Annotated in this window: 13 protein-coding genes; 7 read left to right on the plus strand and 6 right to left on the minus strand. The window is 70.4% G+C overall.

Annotation, left to right across the window (positions count from 1 at the left end; translation table 11 throughout):
• Positions 1-64: 64 nt before the first annotated feature.
• Positions 65-976, plus strand: coding sequence for a proline iminopeptidase-family hydrolase (locus FM051_RS01770; protein WP_238412055.1), 912 nt, complete (start codon positions 65-67; stop codon positions 974-976).
• Here the strand turns inward: FM051_RS01770 and FM051_RS01775 are convergent.
• Positions 927-2,390, minus strand: coding sequence for an AMP-binding protein (locus tag FM051_RS01775; protein ID WP_158839879.1), 1,464 nt, complete (start codon positions 2,388-2,390; stop codon positions 927-929). The genes FM051_RS01770 and FM051_RS01775 overlap by 50 nt on opposite strands.
• Positions 2,391-2,507: 117 nt before the next feature.
• On the opposite strand from FM051_RS01775, the gene FM051_RS01780 reads away from it, so the two are divergent.
• Entirely contained in the window at positions 2,508-2,756 is a 249-nt protein-coding gene (locus FM051_RS01780) for a phosphopantetheine-binding protein (protein ID WP_158839881.1), read from the plus strand.
• A 104-nt stretch (positions 2,757-2,860) separates the two neighbouring features.
• Here FM051_RS01780 and FM051_RS01785 read toward each other — a convergent pair whose 3' ends face one another.
• Positions 2,861-3,742, minus strand: coding sequence for an ACP S-malonyltransferase (locus FM051_RS01785; RefSeq protein WP_238412056.1), 882 nt, complete (start codon positions 3,740-3,742; stop codon positions 2,861-2,863).
• Between the two features lie 410 nt (positions 3,743-4,152).
• Between FM051_RS01785 and FM051_RS01790 the strand changes: the two genes are divergently transcribed.
• Genes FM051_RS01790 through FM051_RS01800 form a run of 3 tightly spaced genes read left to right on the plus strand, consistent with a single transcriptional unit; the run spans position 4,153 to position 7,911 of the window.
• Complete coding sequence (locus FM051_RS01790; protein WP_158839883.1) at positions 4,153-4,989, plus strand: vWA domain-containing protein; 837 nt, start codon at positions 4,153-4,155, stop codon at positions 4,987-4,989.
• An 8-nt stretch (positions 4,990-4,997) separates the two neighbouring features.
• The gene (locus FM051_RS01795) at positions 4,998-5,801 is read left to right on the plus strand and encodes a protein phosphatase 2C domain-containing protein (protein WP_158839885.1); all 804 of its coding nucleotides are present in this window, start codon (positions 4,998-5,000) and stop codon (positions 5,799-5,801) included.
• Positions 5,764-7,911: a serine/threonine-protein kinase gene (locus FM051_RS01800; protein WP_158839887.1), complete on the plus strand. Its 2,148-nt coding sequence runs from the start codon at positions 5,764-5,766 to the stop codon at positions 7,909-7,911. Before FM051_RS01795 ends, FM051_RS01800 begins: the two co-directional genes overlap by 38 nt.
• Positions 7,912-7,961: 50 nt before the next feature.
• On the opposite strand, the gene FM051_RS01805 is transcribed toward FM051_RS01800, so the two are convergent.
• The 4 genes from FM051_RS01805 to FM051_RS01820 are packed head-to-tail and all read right to left on the minus strand — an operon-like array spanning position 7,962 to position 13,188.
• A complete protein-coding gene (locus FM051_RS01805; RefSeq protein WP_202918626.1) occupies positions 7,962-9,197 on the minus strand; it encodes a cupin domain-containing protein in 1,236 nt (411 codons plus the stop codon).
• Between the two features lie 49 nt (positions 9,198-9,246).
• Positions 9,247-10,389 (minus strand): cupin domain-containing protein, encoded by a 1,143-nt coding sequence (locus FM051_RS01810; RefSeq protein ID WP_158839889.1) that lies wholly within the window; start codon positions 10,387-10,389, stop codon positions 9,247-9,249.
• Positions 10,390-10,394: 5 nt separating this feature from the next.
• Positions 10,395-12,188, minus strand: coding sequence for a GMC oxidoreductase (locus tag FM051_RS01815; protein ID WP_158839891.1), 1,794 nt, complete (start codon positions 12,186-12,188; stop codon positions 10,395-10,397).
• Between the two features lie 4 nt (positions 12,189-12,192).
• Positions 12,193-13,188 carry a gluconate 2-dehydrogenase subunit 3 family protein gene (locus FM051_RS01820; RefSeq protein ID WP_158839893.1) on the minus strand — a complete coding sequence of 332 codons (996 nt, stop codon included), beginning with the start codon at positions 13,186-13,188 and terminating at the stop codon, positions 12,193-12,195.
• A gap of 580 nt (positions 13,189-13,768) precedes the next feature.
• Here FM051_RS01820 and FM051_RS01825 point away from each other — a divergent pair.
• Both FM051_RS01825 and FM051_RS01830 read left to right on the plus strand, forming a co-directional pair.
• Complete coding sequence (locus tag FM051_RS01825; protein ID WP_158839895.1) at positions 13,769-14,368, plus strand: DUF6801 domain-containing protein; 600 nt, start codon at positions 13,769-13,771, stop codon at positions 14,366-14,368.
• 380 nt (positions 14,369-14,748) lie between these two features.
• The gene (locus FM051_RS01830; protein WP_158839897.1) at positions 14,749-15,435 is read left to right on the plus strand and encodes a glycoside hydrolase family 12 protein; all 687 of its coding nucleotides are present in this window, start codon (positions 14,749-14,751) and stop codon (positions 15,433-15,435) included.
• Positions 15,436-15,444 lie beyond the last annotated feature (9 nt).

Raw genomic sequence — 15,444 nt, forward strand, 5'->3', positions numbered from 1 at the left:
CCGATGCCGACCCGACCCATGCCGACCCATGCCGACCTGGCGGACGTCGACCCCGAGGAGAACCGTGCCCACCGTCGCTTTCGGCCCCTACCGGACGTGGTACCGCGTCACCGGTGACCTGCGTTCCGGCCGTCCGCCCGTCGTCGTCGTGCACGGCGGCCCCGGCAGCACCCACGACTACCTGCTGCCGCTGACCGTGTTGGCCGAGGACGGCTGGCCGGTGGTGCACTACGACCAGCTCGGCAACGGCGGGTCCACCCACCTGCCCGACCGCGGGGCCGACTTCTGGACGGTGGACCTCTTCCTGGACGAACTCGACAACCTGCTGGACCGCCTCGACATCGCCGACGACTACGTCCTGTTCGGGCAGTCGTGGGGCGGGCTGCTCTCGGCGGCGCACGCGGCCGAACGCCCCGCCGGCCTGCGCGGACTCGTCGTCGCCAACGCGCCCGCGTCCTACCCGTTGTGGCTGCGGGAGATGAAGGTGCTGCGGGACGCCCTGCCACCCGGCATCGACGACGTGCTGCGGCGGCACGAGGCCGCGGGCACCACGGACAGTGACGAGTACCAGCAGGCCGCCCGGGAGTTCTACCGGCGGCACGTGTGCCGGCTCGACCCGCTTCCCCAGGAGTTCCAGGCCTCGCTGTACGAGCTCGACAACGACCCCACCGTCTACCACACCATGAACGGCCCCAACGAGTTCCACGTCGTCGGCACGCTGGCCGAGTGGGGCGTGGAGGACCTGCTGCCCGACGTCGAGGTACCCACCCTCGTCCTCTCGGGTCGCCACGACGAGGCCACCCCGGTCACCGTGCGGCCCTACCTGGACCTGATCCCGGACGCCCGGTGGGAGATCTTCGAGGAGTCCAGCCACGTGCCCCACCTCGAGGAACCGCAACGGTTCCGCGAGGTGGTCGTCGGTTACCTCAGCGGTCTGCCATCCGCGTCAACCGCGAGCGGTCGATCTTCCGGTTGAAGTTCAGCGGGAACCCGTCCACGTGCCGGTACTCGCGCGGCAGCATCCCGGGTGGCAGCACCTGTCGCATCCAGCGCGCCAGCTGCGGCGCCGGTGTCACGGCCCCGGTGTAGAAGGCGACCAGCTCGGTGCCGTCCGGCCCGGAACGGGCCACCGCGACCGCCTCCCGCACGCCGGGGCAGCTCCGCAGCGCGTGCTCGACCTCGGCCAGCTCCACCCGCCACCCGTGCACCTGCACCTGCGAGTCGAGCCGGCCGAGGTAGACCAGCTCGTCGTCGGGCAGCCGCCGGACCCGGTCCCCGGTGCGGTACCAGCGCTTCCCTGCGCGGTCGAGGAACCGGCCGTCGCCGTCCGCCGGGTCGAGGTAGCCCGGCGTGAGCTGCGGGCCGGCGATGCACAACTCGCCCTCGGTCTCCGCGTCACCGCCGTCCTCGTCCAGCAGCAGGTAATCGTGTCCATCGTGGACGGTCCCGATCGGGACCAGCCCGTTGACGCACCGCGCCGGAGAGGTGAGCGGGTCCCAGCGGTGCCCGGTGACGGTCACCGTCAGCTCGGTCGGCCCGTAGATGTTCTCCAGCGCGGACCCGTTCGCCGCCGCCTGCCAGTCGGTCGCGTCCGCCGCGTGCAGCGCCTCGCCCGCGAACAGGCTCCACCGCAGCGACGGCATGGCGCCCGGACCGAGCCCGCCCATCCTGCGCACCAGGGCGATCGCGCTCGGCGTGGAGAACCAGACCGTCAACCGCCGTTCCGCGACGAACGCGGGCAGGTCGCGATAGGCCGTCGGCGGGACCGCGTGCACGCTCGCACCGGCGCCCCACCCGCAGAACAGGTCGAACATCGCGCAGTCGAAGTTCAGGTCGAACGTCTGCGAGAAGACGTCTTCCGGCGTGAAGTCGTACCGCCGGTCCAGCAGCCGGAAGTAGTGGTCAGTGTTGGCGTGGGTGATCGGCACCCCCTTCGGGCGACCGGTGGACCCGGACGTGAACAGCACGTAGGCCGTATCGGAAGGGGCGACGGGACGCGGTTCGGTGAGCGCCCGGCGCGGGTCGGGTTCGGTGAGCACCGTGACGCCGAGGTCCGCGGCGGGGGAGTCGGAGACCACCACCGACACACCGGCGGCGGCCAGCATGCCGCGGGTCCGCTCCAACGGGAAGTCGACGTGCAGCGGAACCACCGTCACGCCCGCGTACAGGCAGGCGAGAACGCCCACATAGGACTCGACGCTCTTGGCCCCCAGCACACCCACGGCCCGTGGCGGCTCGTCGGTCGCCGACAGCAGCGTGCCCGCCCACACCAGCGCGCGTTCGTGGAGTTCGGAGTAGGTGAGGCAGTCCCGGCCCACCCGCAGCGCGACCCGGTCCGGCGCCACGGCGAGCCCGCGCAGGAAACGCGCGTGCAGGGCGTGCTCGGTCATCTCTGCTCCCGGCGGTAGTGGTTTGCGGCGGTAGGGGTCTGCGGCAGTAGGGGTTTACGGCGGTGTCGCGATCGGCTTTCTTCGAGTGCGTAGGAATCACGAGGATTCGGAGTCGCCATGTGGGATCAGCAGTTCGAGGACATGCTTCGCACCTACCTGCCGTTCATCGCGGCCGACGAGCCCCTGGCCGAGGACGCCGACCTGCGCGACCTCGGGCTGGACTCGCTCGGCGCGGTGGAACTGCTGGCATCGCTGGAGAACGCGTACGGCGTGCGGTTCGTCGACGACATGCTGACGATGGACAACTTCGCCACGCCCGGCGTCCTGTGGGGCACGCTGGACAAGGCCAGGGAAGTCGCGGCCTGAGTGCCCCGGGGCCGGGTGCCGTCGCCGTCGGGTCCGTCGCCGTCGGTCCGGTGCCGTCGGGTTGCGGTGCCGTCGGGTTTCCGGGCAAAGCCTCCCGCCCGGCATCAGGCCACCGGCACCGGGCGCCGGGGACGCAGAGCCGTCCTCGGGTCCACCAGGGTCACCGATGAGAACGACTCCCGCACCCGTCGCACCCGACCGAAGAGCCGGTCCGGCCCGGCGACGTGCAAGTGCTCGATCCCGTTGTCACGCAAGCTGTCCACCACCGCGGGCCACCGAACCGCCCGCACGTACCCGTCCAGCAGCCGCGTCCGGACGTCTTCGCCGGTACGCAGCACGGCACCGTCCTGATCGGCGACAACAGGGATGACCGGATCCACGAAGGGAATTCCGGCGAGCACTTCGCGTTCCACCACGTCACGCAGCGGGCCGAACACACTGGCGTGCAACGGCGGTCGCATGGTGTAGAGCGGCATACCGCCCACCGACCGGATCCGGCGCTGCAACCACTCCAGCCGGTCCTCCCGCAGGGTGACCATGTAGAGGTCCTCGTCCACCTCGCACGAGACCTCGTACCAGTCCAGTTCGGTCAGGATCTCGTCCAACCGCTCACGCGGCGTCCGCGCGAACGACTCGGTCACCACGTCACTGTGGTGCAGAGCGAAGTACTCGCGCTCGCACCGCGCCATGCCCACCGTCACGCGCACCGCGTCCTCGAACCCGAGGGCGCCGGAGTAGACGGCGGCGGCCTTGCCCCCGAAACTCGCACCCGCGCACAGCTCGGCCTCCTGCCCCGACCACTGGGCCAAGGCCAGACACGTGACCAGGAACGCGACCTGCGCCGCCTCCGAGTAGTCCCCCTCCTCGACCTCGTACCGGTCGAACAAGGAGTACCCCAACACCTCGTCCGCCCGCCCGGTCAACTCCCGGGCGAACGGGTTCACCACCATCAGCCTGGCAACGTCCTGGAACCGCACGGGCCCCATCCCGGGAAAGGCGATCGCGGTACCCGCCACCATTGAACCCCTTGCGAGAAAGTGCACGGCCACCGCCAGTCTGCCGCCCACCCCCGCCCGCCCCGTACCCCCTAACCTCCCCTAACTATCACAAAGCCACAACGGTGAGAACGATGCCCGACACCAGAATCAAACCCGGCAGATCGCGGCGGCCGAGGTCTGGGGGTCCGGACTCGGCGTGCACGGCGTGCTGGGCGCTGCTTTCGGCAAGCCCGGAAAGCGCTAGCCTTTCGAGTGATACACAGCGTTCTTCCGGTAGCATTCGCCGTGCCGTGGTAACGCTGCGTGTTCAAATTGCGATATCGCAGCGTAGTGCCTGTCGAATCAGCGCGATCACGCCGTGCCACAGCGGGTGATCGCGCGAGAAGTGGACCTCTTACGTGACTTACGCAGCCGAGATCAGTCGCGCCAACCCCTCCTGCTTCGTGTTCCTGGTCGACCAGTCGGCGTCGATGAGCGACCCGATCGGGGGCGGTGCGCGGCAGCGCAAGGCGGACGTGGTCGCCGACGCCATCAACCGGCTGCTCGCCGAGCTGAGCGTGAAGTGCGCGAAGGAGGAAGGCGTCCGCGACTACTTCCACATCGCCGTCATCGGGTACGGGCACACGGTCGGCTCGGCGTTCACCGGGCCGCTCGCGGGACGTGACCTCGTGCCGCTCAGCCAGGTCGCGGACAAGCCCGCGCGGGTGGAGAAGCGGGTCAAGAAGGTCCCCGACGGCGCGGGCGGGCTCGTGGAGACGACCACCCGCTTCCCCGTCTGGGTGGACCCGGTCGCCAACGGCGCGACGCCGATGTGCCGGGCGCTGTCCCGGGCCGAGGCACTGGTGTCGGACTGGGTTGCCCGGCACCCGGACTGCTTCCCGCCGATCGTGCTCAACCTGACCGACGGCGAGTCAACCGACGGCGACCCGGCCAGTGCCGCGTGGGCCGTGCAGACGCACGTGAGCGCCGACGGCGCGGCGTTGCTGTTCAACCTGCACGTCTCCGCCGCCAACGCCGTCCCGGTGACGTTCCCCGACACCGACTCCGCGCTCCCCGACGCCTACGCGCGCACCCTGTTCGACATGTCCAGCCTCCTGCCGCCGCACATGCGGTTCTACGCGATGCAGCAGGGCGTGATGGCGAGCGACAAGACGCGCGGCTTCGTCTACAACGCGGACATCACCTCGCTCGTCCAGTTCCTGGACATCGGAACGCGTGCGACGGACCTGCGCTGAGCAGCGGCATGTTCACCTCCTCCCTCCGCGTGCCCAAACAGGGCAACACACTGCGGGAATGCGAGGACGCCGCCCGCGTCCTGCCCGCTTCCGACCCGGGGACCTGGCTCGCCGAACCGGTGTTCGCGGCCGTGGCCGACGGTGCGTCGGAGAGCCTGCTCGCGGGTGAGTGGGCCGACCTGCTGGCGAAAACCGTCATCGACGCCGTGCGGGACGACGAGTGCGTGCTCCAGGACGTGGACCGCTTCGCCACCGCGCTGATCAGCGCAGGGGCGGCGTGGGGCGAGTGGCTCGCCGACTACGTGGCGGAGCGCGAGGCCAACGGACGCCCGATCGCCTGGTACGAGCAACCCGGGCTGGACCGCGGTCCGCACGCCACCGTGCTCGCCGCGCGGTTCGAGACCGATTCGTCGCAGGTCACCCGGTGGGATGTCGCCGCGTTGGGTGACAGCTGCCTGTTCCACACCCGCGACGACCGGCTGCTGCGCGCGTTCCCGGTGGAGTCGCCGGAGGCGTTCGACAACTCGCCGGGCCTGGTCAACGCGTTCAACCGCGACCACGCGCTGCTGGCGCGCCACGTGCGGACGGTGTCGGGCGGCGCGGAGCAGGGCGACCAGTTCTTCCTCTGCACCGACGCGCTCGCCGAGTGGTTCCTCCGCGAGACCGCACGCGGTGGCCAACCGTGGCACGTGCTGTGCGAGTTCACGCGATCCGGTGATCACGACGAGTTCGCGGCGTGGTTGGAGAAGACGCGGGGGGAGGGGTTGATGCGCAATGACGACGTCACCGTCGTTCACGTGGACCTCGGATGACGAGCCCGTCCGCGCGTTCCCGTCCGGCGCCGCCTACGTCGAGGCGCTGCAGAACACCGCGCTGTGCTTCCGCGGCACCGACCTCGCCGGGGCCGAGGTGCGCGTCGACGCGCTGGGCCGGCCACGGGCGATCTCGGGCAACTTCGCCGGCGTCTTCTCGCTGACCGTCTCCGACGGCACCCGTTACGCGATCAAGTGCTTCACCCGGGAGGCACGGGAGCAGGCGGCCCGCTACCGCGCTGTCGGCGAGCACCTCGCGCGCCTGGACGACGACTGGACGGTCGGCTTCGACTACGTGAGCCAGGGCATCCTCGTGGAGGGCGCCTGGTACCCCGTGCTGCGGATGGAGTGGGTGGAGGCCGTCAGCCTCATCCGCTGGATCGAGCAGAACACCGACGACCCCGCGGCCGTGTCCCACGTCGCCGCGCGGTTCGCGCGCCTGGTCGCGGAACTCGCGGCGGCGGGCGTCGGGCACGGCGACCTCCAGCACGGCAACCTCCTGATCGGCGCCGACGGCTCGGTGAAGCTGGTCGACTACGACGGCATGTACGTCCCCGCGCTCGCCGGACTGCCCGCGGCCGAGACCGGGCACCGCAACTACCAGTCGCCCGACCGCACGGCGTCCGACTTCGGCCCGGAGATCGACCGGTTCTCCTCGTGGGTCGTCTACCTGTCGCTCGTGGCCCTGGCGACCGACCCCTCGCTGTGGCGGCAGTTGCGCGACGAGGACGCCGAGCACCTGCTCCTCGCCGAGCCCGATTTCGCCGACCCGGCGGCCTCGTTCCGGCTGGCCACCCTGACCAGCCACCCGGACGCGCGCCTGCGCGGACTGGCCGAGCGCTTCCAGGAGATCCTGCTCCACCACCGCGCCGCGCCCCCGCCGCTGGAACCAGTCGAACCGCTGGAACCGCTCGACACCGTGAGGACGGTCATGGCCCCGGCCCCGGTCAACGCCGCGCTGCCGTCGTGGATGGCGGAACGCGTCCAGCCGCACGTGCCCGCCCCACCGCCCTTGGTGCGGTTCAACCGGCGCGCGCCGGCTCTGGCCGTGCTGACGTGGGCGTTGTCGGTGCTGTTGCCGTTAGGCGTGCCGGCGGCGATCTTCGTGGAAGAGGCGATCGCGGTCGCCGACGTGTCGGCGCTGCTGGCGTGGACCGCGATCACGACGTTGGGCTACCGCCGCCAACCCGAGCGATCACGGGCCCGCGACGCGCGTGCCGAGCGCAAACGGCTCCACCGCGCCCGACTGGCCGCCGCCGCCCGCGCCACCCGGCTCGACAAGGAGACCCGGAAGATCACCCAAGAGGCCGAGAAGTCCAAGGAGGTGCACGACTACAAGCGGCGGCTCCTCCAACAGCGGCACAACGCGCGCCTCGGGGCGCACCAGCAGGCCGTCAAGCAGCACCTCGACCGGATCGACCGCGACCGGCAGACGTCGTTGGCCCGGATGCACCTGGAGGAACAGCGGCTCCTGGCCGTGCGGCAGAAGGAACACCTGCGCGCGCACCTGGCGGAGTTCCCGGTCAAGACCGCCGGTGTCGAAGGCGTCGGGCCGGCGCTGACCACCAACCTCGAAGCGGTCGGCATCCGCACCGCCGCGGACTTCGTCGGCGTCCGCTACGACGTGCAGGGACCCAACCGCGTGGCGATCTTCGTCCTGGTCGACGGCCGCGGCGTGCGCGTCGCCGGGATCGGCGAGGTGAAGGCGGGGCGCATCGACCAGTGGCGTGCACGCCTGACCGTCAAGGCCGCGAACAACCGGCCGACGTCGCTCACGCCCGCCGAGCACCAGCCGATCAAGGACCGGTTCGCCGCCGCGAAGGGCCGGCTCGACGCCCAGTACAAACAGGTGCTGGACGAGGCCGCGACGACGACCCGCGAGCTGCAGGCGGCCCTGCGCGCCGAGCAAGCCGTCCTGGCCGACGAGATGAAAGCCGCCAACACCGCGACCGCCCGGATCCGCGTCGACCACGACCGCGCGGTCGCCGAAGCCACCGTCGTCCTCGAACGCGCCCGACAAGCCGCCGCCGACGGCAACACGCGGGCCGACGCGTTCCGCACCATCACCTACCGCCGCTACCTCCGCTTCACCCTCACCGGCAAGGGCTGACCGCCGGCGTCGGTTCACCCGACGCCGGCGGCCGCGGAGGTCGGCGGAGGTCAGTCGTAGCCGCCGAACATGAACAGCGAGATCTGGTGGTCCGACGGGTTGGCCAGGCCGTGCAGGTTGCCGCCCTTCAGGAACGCCATGTGCCCCGCCCGCAGCAGGCGCACCTCGAAGCAGCGGGTGCGGGTGTCGGGCTCGGCCCAGTCGCCGATCACCATCCAGCCCTCGCCGTCCAGCATCAGGAACACCTCGGAGTTGTCCCGGTGGCGGTGCAGGCCGATACCGCACCCGGCGTCCATGACGTGCAGGTCCATGTAGTCGACGGCCAGGAACGGCTCCTTCGCGCCCGGCGCGGCCTTGCGGCCGAACGCGTCGAGGTTGTACGGCTCCAGGCTCCGGCCCAGTTCATCCGAACCGGTGAACCGGAAGTAGTTCGACAGCAGGTTGCGGTACTCCAGGAAACCGATGCCACCGTGCGGGTTCGGGCTGCGGCCGACCTCCAGGAACGCGTCCCAGCCGCGCACCACCATCTGGAACGCGATGGTGACGGGCCCGACCTCGGCGGTGCGGTCCGTGCTGCGCCACCGCAGCACGACGCGCAGCGGCCGAACCGGGTGCAGCAGGTGGTCGGGCGCCACCTCGCGGACGTCCCGACCGTCCAGCTCCGCGCGGCTGAACGCGTTCGGCGCTCCCCTCGCGATGTCCGGGCGGGCCTGCAGGACGCCGAGCTTGAGCGACTGCCGGCCACGCGCCCCGAGGCGGGACTCCAGGTCGTCGCCGCCGTAACCCCACAGTTCGGCGACGTAACGGTCGCTTTCGGGGTCGTAGGGCGCCTCCAACTCGGCACGCCCACCGCCCTCGACCTCGACGTCGACCAGCACCCGATCGCCCAGGGAACCGTTGTGCGCCTGGGCGAGCGCGCTGTCGGGCCCCGCGCGGTACGACAGGTGCAGGAACGGGCCGGTCCAGTCACCGGCCAGCGCCCAGCCGCGCACCGCCCTCGTGTCGCCCAGCCGGAAGTCGGCGACGTTCTGCTTCTGGAAGTCGGTCTTGAAGTCCTGCGCGGCCGGGTCGAGGACGTCGGTGTTCGGGCTGCTCGGCCCGTACAGCGCGAGCCATTCGTGGGGTAGCAGGTACTGCAGCGACGGCGTGGCGTAGCACTCCAGCTCGGCGGCGAGCCGGGTTTGCTGCACCACCGTGAGCAGTCGCTCCAGCGGGTTGTCGGACGAGTAGTTCGGCACCGTGCCGGGGTCGACGCGGTGGACGGCGTCACCTTGCGGGATCCGCACGGGGCACCTCCCTTTCAGGGGGTTGGTCTCCGCTCAGGGATGGCAAAGGTCAGGGATGGTAGAGGAATGCCACGAACTTCAACGGCTCGTCGCCGTCGGCGCGGATGCCGTGGATGCCCCCGCTCTTGGTGAACAGGGTGCTGCCGGGGCCCACGGCGACCTCCCGGCACGGCTTGGGGCCGATGCCGTACACATGGCGTTCGACGACCGGCTGCTGTGCCGCGGCCGGGTCGTCGTCCACCCCGAGGTAGGCCCGACCACGGCCGGACACCACGTAGTACAGCTCCTCGGAGCCGATGTGGCGGTGCGTGCCCTCCACGACGCCCGGCGGGATGGTCACCTCGTGGAAGAACACCAGGTCGCCGCCCAGCTCGCGCTGCACGAGCCACCGCATGTCCAGCACGTTGCCGTCGCCGGGCTTCGCCTCCGGGTTGTCCGGGTCCATCATGGCGTTGCGGTAGCGCACCGGCGGCACCTGCGCCGAGTCCGGGATGAACCACGCGCGCTGGTAGTCCAGCAGGTAGTTCAAGTCCCGCACGGTGTTCTGGTCCGAGGACGGCTGCGGGTCGCGCGGCTCCTGGTGGGAGCGCAGGAAGTTGTTGTCCCACTGGACGTCCGGCACCGGGTGGCCGGTGGGCGTCGTCATCGCCACCTCGCTGAACGCCACTTCCAGGCGGCGCAGGGCCTTGATGTCGACCAGCGCGGGCGCGAGCGACGGCGGGCGGGTGATCGGGGCGTTGGCACCCATCAGCGGGATCACCCGGTAGTCGTGGTCGGTGTTCTCGGGCGGCTCCAGGGTGTCCCACATCTCCACCGCGTACGCGTCCACCGACTTGTCGTAGCGCAACGTCACCGTCGCGTCGGCGGTCAGCGACTCGTCGTTCGGCAGCACGCGCACCCACGCGTTCACCGAGTCGCCGAGGCGGCGTCCGCGTTCCCGCACCAGCTCGGTGAGGCGCCCGGCGCGGTACTCCAGGCGCAGCACGCTGCACAGCCGCGTGCCGTCGAGGTAGACGCTGCCCTTCATCGCCGTGACGTCCGGGCCGTTGCGGACCTCGTCCACGTCGTACCGGTAGCGGGGGCTGCGCGCGGCCAGCAGGTACCGCGAGTGGTAGATCCGGTCGGGGAAGAACACGACGCGGAAGATCTCGTTCTCCGGCTGGGTGAAGATGTCGTCGAACGCCGGGTCCATGGACGTCACACCCTCGTGGTGAGCAGTTCGCCGACGCGGAAGGCGTTGGCCTGGATGGTCAGGGTCGGGTTGGCGCCGCCGGAGGTCGGCATGAACGACCCGTCGGTGACGTAGAGGTTGTCGAACCGCCACGCGCGGCAGTCCGGGTCGAGCACCGAGTCGGCCGGGTCGGTGCCGAAGCGCGCGCCGCCGAGGACGTGGTTGGCGATGCGCCGCACGTCGTTGCCGACGTGGCCGAAGCCGATCAGCTGCACGCCGTCACCGCCGCGGGCGAGGATCTCCCGGCAGCGGTCGGCCAGCACGTCCATCACCGCGCGGTCGTGGCTGTGCCAGCCCTTGTCGATGTGCGCCACCGGGCGGTTCCACTTGTCGCGCACCGACGGGTGCAGCGTGATCCGGTTGGTGGGCAGCGGGAGTTGGTTCGCCATGAACGCCACCGACAGCTGCCGGCCGAAGTTCTCGGTCAGGTAGCCGTCGAACTGGTCGCCGCGCATGTCCAGGTCGTAGAGGTAGCCCTTCCACATCGTGTCCATGTCGTTGGCGGCCCACGTGCGCGCCATGCTGATCGGCAGCGCCGAGTCCGACGTGTTGTTGTAGATCGCGCCGCCCGCCCACAGCCCGTTGGCGCGCACGAACTCCGGCGTGGCACACGCGTCGGTGGCCCAGTCCGAGTCGAGCGTGCGGGACTTGTCGTGACGGCCGGGTACGCGGGCCGACGCGCCGCCGAAGCAGTGCGTCAGGAAGTAGCGGCCCAGCAGGCCGTTGCCGTTGATCCGGTCCGCGAAGCCGGCGTCCCGCTCGGCGGACAGCTGCAACAGCCGCACCGACTCGATCGCGCTGCACGCCACCACCACGACCGTGCCGCCCACCGTCCGCTCGCGTCCCAGCGGATCGCGGTAGTGCACGTCCGTCACCCGCCCGTTCGTCGCCGACAGGTGCGTCACGACGCAGTTGGCGCGCAAGGCGAACCCCGGCTGGGTGGAGATCGGGTGCAGCAGCGACACCCACGTGTTGGACTTCAGGCCCAACGGGTCGCCGTAGCGGTTGACGAACGCGGTCTTGATCGACTCGCGGTCGGTCGGCACCGTGCGGCCGCTCGGCGCGTGGTCCTCGGTGATGACCGCCAGCGGGGTGCGGTAGCGCCGGAAGCCCAGCGCGTCCATCCCGGCGGCGACGTGCGCGCTGATGTCGTTGGGCTCCAGCGGCTTCTGGTAGTTGTCCACGCTCGCGGGCTTGAGCTGGCCGTCCCTGGTGCCGTTGATGCCGACCAGCTCCTCGGCCCGGCAGTACCACGGTTCCAGGTCGTCGTAGCCGAACGGCCAGTCGCGGGCCTCCCGGGCGACATCGCCGCCGGGGTCGGCGCGCAGGTCGTCCCGCCCCTGGTTGGCCGAGCGCAGCCGGAAGTCGTCCGGGGCGAACCGCAGCGACACCCCGCCGTAGAGCTGCGTGCCGCCGCCCACGACCTGCGCGGTGTACCCCTCGATCGTGACCCTGTCCTGGCCGTCGGTGTCGCGGTAGACGTGCGGCTCGTCGTTCAGGTCCGGCTCGACGTGGCTGGAGTAGAACGACACGCCGGTGTTCGCGACACCCTGCACCTGCAGCACCTTCTCGGCGCCGGTGGCGAACTCCTCGTCGCGCTTGAAGTCCGACAGCCCGTCGGGACTGGTGTGCTGTGAGTGGAACAGCGGCCCCTTCTCCAGCACCAGCACGCGTTTGCCCGCCCGCACGAGCGCGTGCGCGACGGGCGCGCCGCCCGCGCCGCTGCCGATGATCACCGCGTCGAACGTCTCGTCGGCCATGGTCTCACCCCCGGTAGTCGGTGTTGCGGCCCAGCGGCGCCTCGACCGCCGCGCGCCAGTCGAACTCGAAGCGCTCGGCGAGGTACGCCCACGCCGCCGCGCCGTGGTTGCCGCCGTGCTTGGGGTGCGCGAACGCGCCCGTCATGGCGTGGCGGCGCAGCAGGAGCAGGAAGTACCGCGGCTCGCCGTACCGGCCGTGGTCCCAGCCGGGCACCTGGTTGGCGGCGAGCTCGTCGTAGAGGTCCATGAACGCCTGCCTGCCCAGCTCCGCCGGTTCCCGACCGGGGAAGCGGGCGCGCAGCACGTCGTCGATCAGCCGCAGGCAGATCTTGTAGTCGTCGAGGTTGTGCCGTTCCTCGCGTGCGAGGAGCTTGTCGATGAAGTTGACGACCCCGACCGACTCGTCCATCAGGAACGCCAACGGGAACTGCCGGTCGCGCTCGGACCGGCTGAGCTTGTGGTAGAAGTCGGCGAGGAACCGCCGGTTCTCGGCGAGTTGGAAGGGCAGCACCTGCGTGACGAGTCGCTCCAGCAGCCGCAGCTCCCACCGGTCGAAGCTGACCGGGACCGCGCAGCCGTGGGTGAAGAACCGCGACCACTCCTGCCCGTTGTCCGTCCGCTGCCGCTGCGGGTTGACGGGGTCGAGCACCGACCTGCCGTCCACGGTGAACCGGTAGCGGTGCACCTGGCCCTTGCCGACCCGCACGGTGGCCGCCCAGAGGCCGGTCGGCTCGTCGAGGAACCGGACCTCCCGCAGCGGGACCGGGGTGTGGAGTTCACCGAAGGTGCCCACCACGCCGACCTCGCGTGCCTCGTCGTCGCGGTGCACGAACGTGACGTCGTTGAACTGGTAGGACGTTTCCGCCGATGCGCCGTCCCAGTGCGTGTCGACCACCGGCAGGTGGAACGGCTCGGACACCGTGCCGGTGTCGCGGGCGATGAAGCGCGTGGTGTGGTTGAGCACGTATTGGTCGTCTCGCGCGATGAGCACGACGGGCATGGGCCTTCACCCACCTGATGAGCACGGGGCCGCAGAGCCGGCCCGGTCGTGAACGGACGTGCCGAGCAGCGCTCCGCACACGGGGGAAGTCGCGACCCGCCGGAGCCGGGTTAGCCGGTTGCCGCCGGTTTCAACGGTCCGGGTGAAATGCGGGAATCACCGTAACGAATATCTTTCACACATCCCGGGCGTGGCGGCGGTCCGGTCCGCTCGGCCGGGGCATCGGCCCTTCGTGGCCTGGGCGTCATCGGGTCGACCGCCCGCGCGGTGAGGTCGTCGGGTCCGGCCTCCGGGCGCGGCAACTCGAACGGGTGTACCAGGTCGGGTGGCCTGTCGGCCCCTGTGGAGGGGGAGGGCATCGGTGCCGGTCAGGGGTGCCCGGAACTCTTGTCACCCGTGTGACAAATCGACCGTCCCTTTCTGTCGGGGTTGCCGAAAAATGCGGAAAATGCGTAGTGAAACTTGTTCGCGATTGCCTGTCCGCGCTACATTACTCACGGGTAGACAGGTGACCCGGCCGCCGCGATCGCGTTTCCACACAATCTCAACGAGGAGATTCTCCATGCTCAAACTGAATTCCATGTCACGGAGGCTGTTCGGCGGACTCGCGGTAGGAGCCGCCATCGCGGGCACTGTCGTGTTCGGTGGGGCGGGCGTGGGCCAGGCGGCGACGGCGTCGTTGACGCTCGTGTACAACTGCCCGTTCCCGTTGATCGGCGCGCAGGACATGAGCGTGAAGATCGTCGCCGAGGACCTGCCGGACTCGGCCGTGGTCGGCCGGCCGATCCCGGCGACGAAGGTGACCGCGACGGCGACCGTGCCCGCCAACGCGACCATGGGCTTGTCGCTGGTCGGCGCGAAGACCGTGGAGGGCACGGCGACGTCGCAGACGCGCATCGACAACGCCGGCACGCCGGTGGACGTGGTGGCGAACCTGACCGTGGTGAAGACGAACGTGCCTTCGTCCGGCACGTTCGACACGGTCGCGAGCGGCGGCACGCCGCCCGTCACGCTGGCGAACCCGGGCAGGACGACCATCACGGTCGGCAACTTCACCACCACGCTCACCCCGCGTCGCGCCGACGGCTCGACCACCGGCCTGGGCACGTTCACGGTCAATTGCACGCTCAAGCCGGGGCAGGTGACCAAGCTCTACGAGTTCACCGTCGCCGCGGCGTAGCCGCGACGGCAATTCGCCACACCGATTCCGCGCCGAGGCGGGCCGTTTCCCGAACGGCCCGCCTCGGCGCGGGTATACCCGGGTCTCGGTCGGGTCCGGGCGGCCGGGAGTGCGCGATCACCACGTCGCCGTGTGTGGAGCGGGCAGTCGAATGCCCGGTCGAATGGGGCGATCGAACCGATCGAATGCCGGGAATTTCCGCCGGGGATGTCCGTCTCATTCGGTCGGCGCCGGCGCGGGCGTTGACCTGCGACCCATTGGGCTGCGATAGTTCCGGCATACCGCCGCCACATCATGGGATGTTCCGCGCCCCTCCAGTCGAAGCGCTTCGACTCCAAGGGCGCGGCGACTTTGGGCAACGTCGCCCGGGAAGAAGTGTCATGAACAGGATGCGTTCGGCCGCGATCGCGGTCGCGTTGGTGGGATTGCTCCTCGGCACCGGCGGGGTCGCGCAGGCCGCGACCTGGTCGTCCACTGACAAGTGGGGCACGTGGTCCAACGGTGGGTACACCGTGCGCAACAACGTCTGGGGATCCGGTGTCGGTCCGCAGTCGATCTGGGCGAACTCCTACAGCAACTGGGGTGTGTGGGCCAATCACCCGAACACCGGCGGCGTCAAGTCCTACCCCCACTCGGCGAAGATGGTCAACCGCACGCTCGGTTCGCTGGGCAGGCTCTCCAGTTCGTTCAACGTGTCCCGGCCCGGTAGCGGCGCGTACGCGACGGCCTACGACATCTGGGCGAACAACCACGCCTACGAGATCATGATCTGGGTGAACAAGCAGGGCGCGGTCGGGCCGATCGGCTCCAGGGAGGCCACGGCGACCGTCGGCGGCCACACGTGGGACGTGTACCGGGGCTCGAACGGCTCCAACGCCGTGTTCTCGTTCGTGCGCACGAGCAACACCAATGCCGGCACGGTCGACGTGCTGGCGGTGCTGAAGTGGATCCAGGCACGCGGGTGGTACGGCGACGTCACGGTCGGCGACGTGCAGTTCGGGTTCGAGATCACCTCCGCGTCGGGTGGCATGGACTTCGTCTCCAACAGCTTCTCGATCACCACGTGACGGCACGGA

The sequence above is a fragment of the Saccharothrix deserti genome, assembly GCF_009769385.1.
Lineage (GTDB): Bacteria > Actinomycetota > Actinomycetes > Mycobacteriales > Pseudonocardiaceae > Actinosynnema > Actinosynnema deserti.

What these genes read in the sequence shown, in the direction of transcription:
- FM051_RS01780 (WP_158839881.1), top strand. Translation starts at nt 2,508, where the DNA reads ATGTGGGATCAGCAGTTCGAGGACATGCTTCGCACCTACCTGCCGTTC.
- FM051_RS01825 (WP_158839895.1), top strand. Translation starts at nt 13,769, where the DNA reads ATGTCACGGAGGCTGTTCGGCGGACTCGCGGTAGGAGCCGCCATCGCG.
- FM051_RS01795 (WP_158839885.1), top strand. Translation starts at nt 4,998, where the DNA reads ATGTTCACCTCCTCCCTCCGCGTGCCCAAACAGGGCAACACACTGCGG.
- FM051_RS01810 (WP_158839889.1), bottom strand. Translation starts at nt 10,389, where the DNA reads ATGGACCCGGCGTTCGACGACATCTTCACCCAGCCGGAGAACGAGATC.
- FM051_RS01775 (WP_158839879.1), bottom strand. Translation starts at nt 2,390, where the DNA reads ATGACCGAGCACGCCCTGCACGCGCGTTTCCTGCGCGGGCTCGCCGTG.
- FM051_RS01820 (WP_158839893.1), bottom strand. Translation starts at nt 13,188, where the DNA reads ATGCCCGTCGTGCTCATCGCGCGAGACGACCAATACGTGCTCAACCAC.
- FM051_RS01785 (WP_238412056.1), bottom strand. Translation starts at nt 3,742, where the DNA reads ATGGGGCCCGTGCGGTTCCAGGACGTTGCCAGGCTGATGGTGGTGAAC.
- FM051_RS01815 (WP_158839891.1), bottom strand. Translation starts at nt 12,188, where the DNA reads ATGGCCGACGAGACGTTCGACGCGGTGATCATCGGCAGCGGCGCGGGC.
- FM051_RS01830 (WP_158839897.1), top strand. Translation starts at nt 14,749, where the DNA reads ATGAACAGGATGCGTTCGGCCGCGATCGCGGTCGCGTTGGTGGGATTG.
- FM051_RS01800 (WP_158839887.1), top strand. Translation starts at nt 5,764, where the DNA reads ATGACGACGTCACCGTCGTTCACGTGGACCTCGGATGACGAGCCCGTC.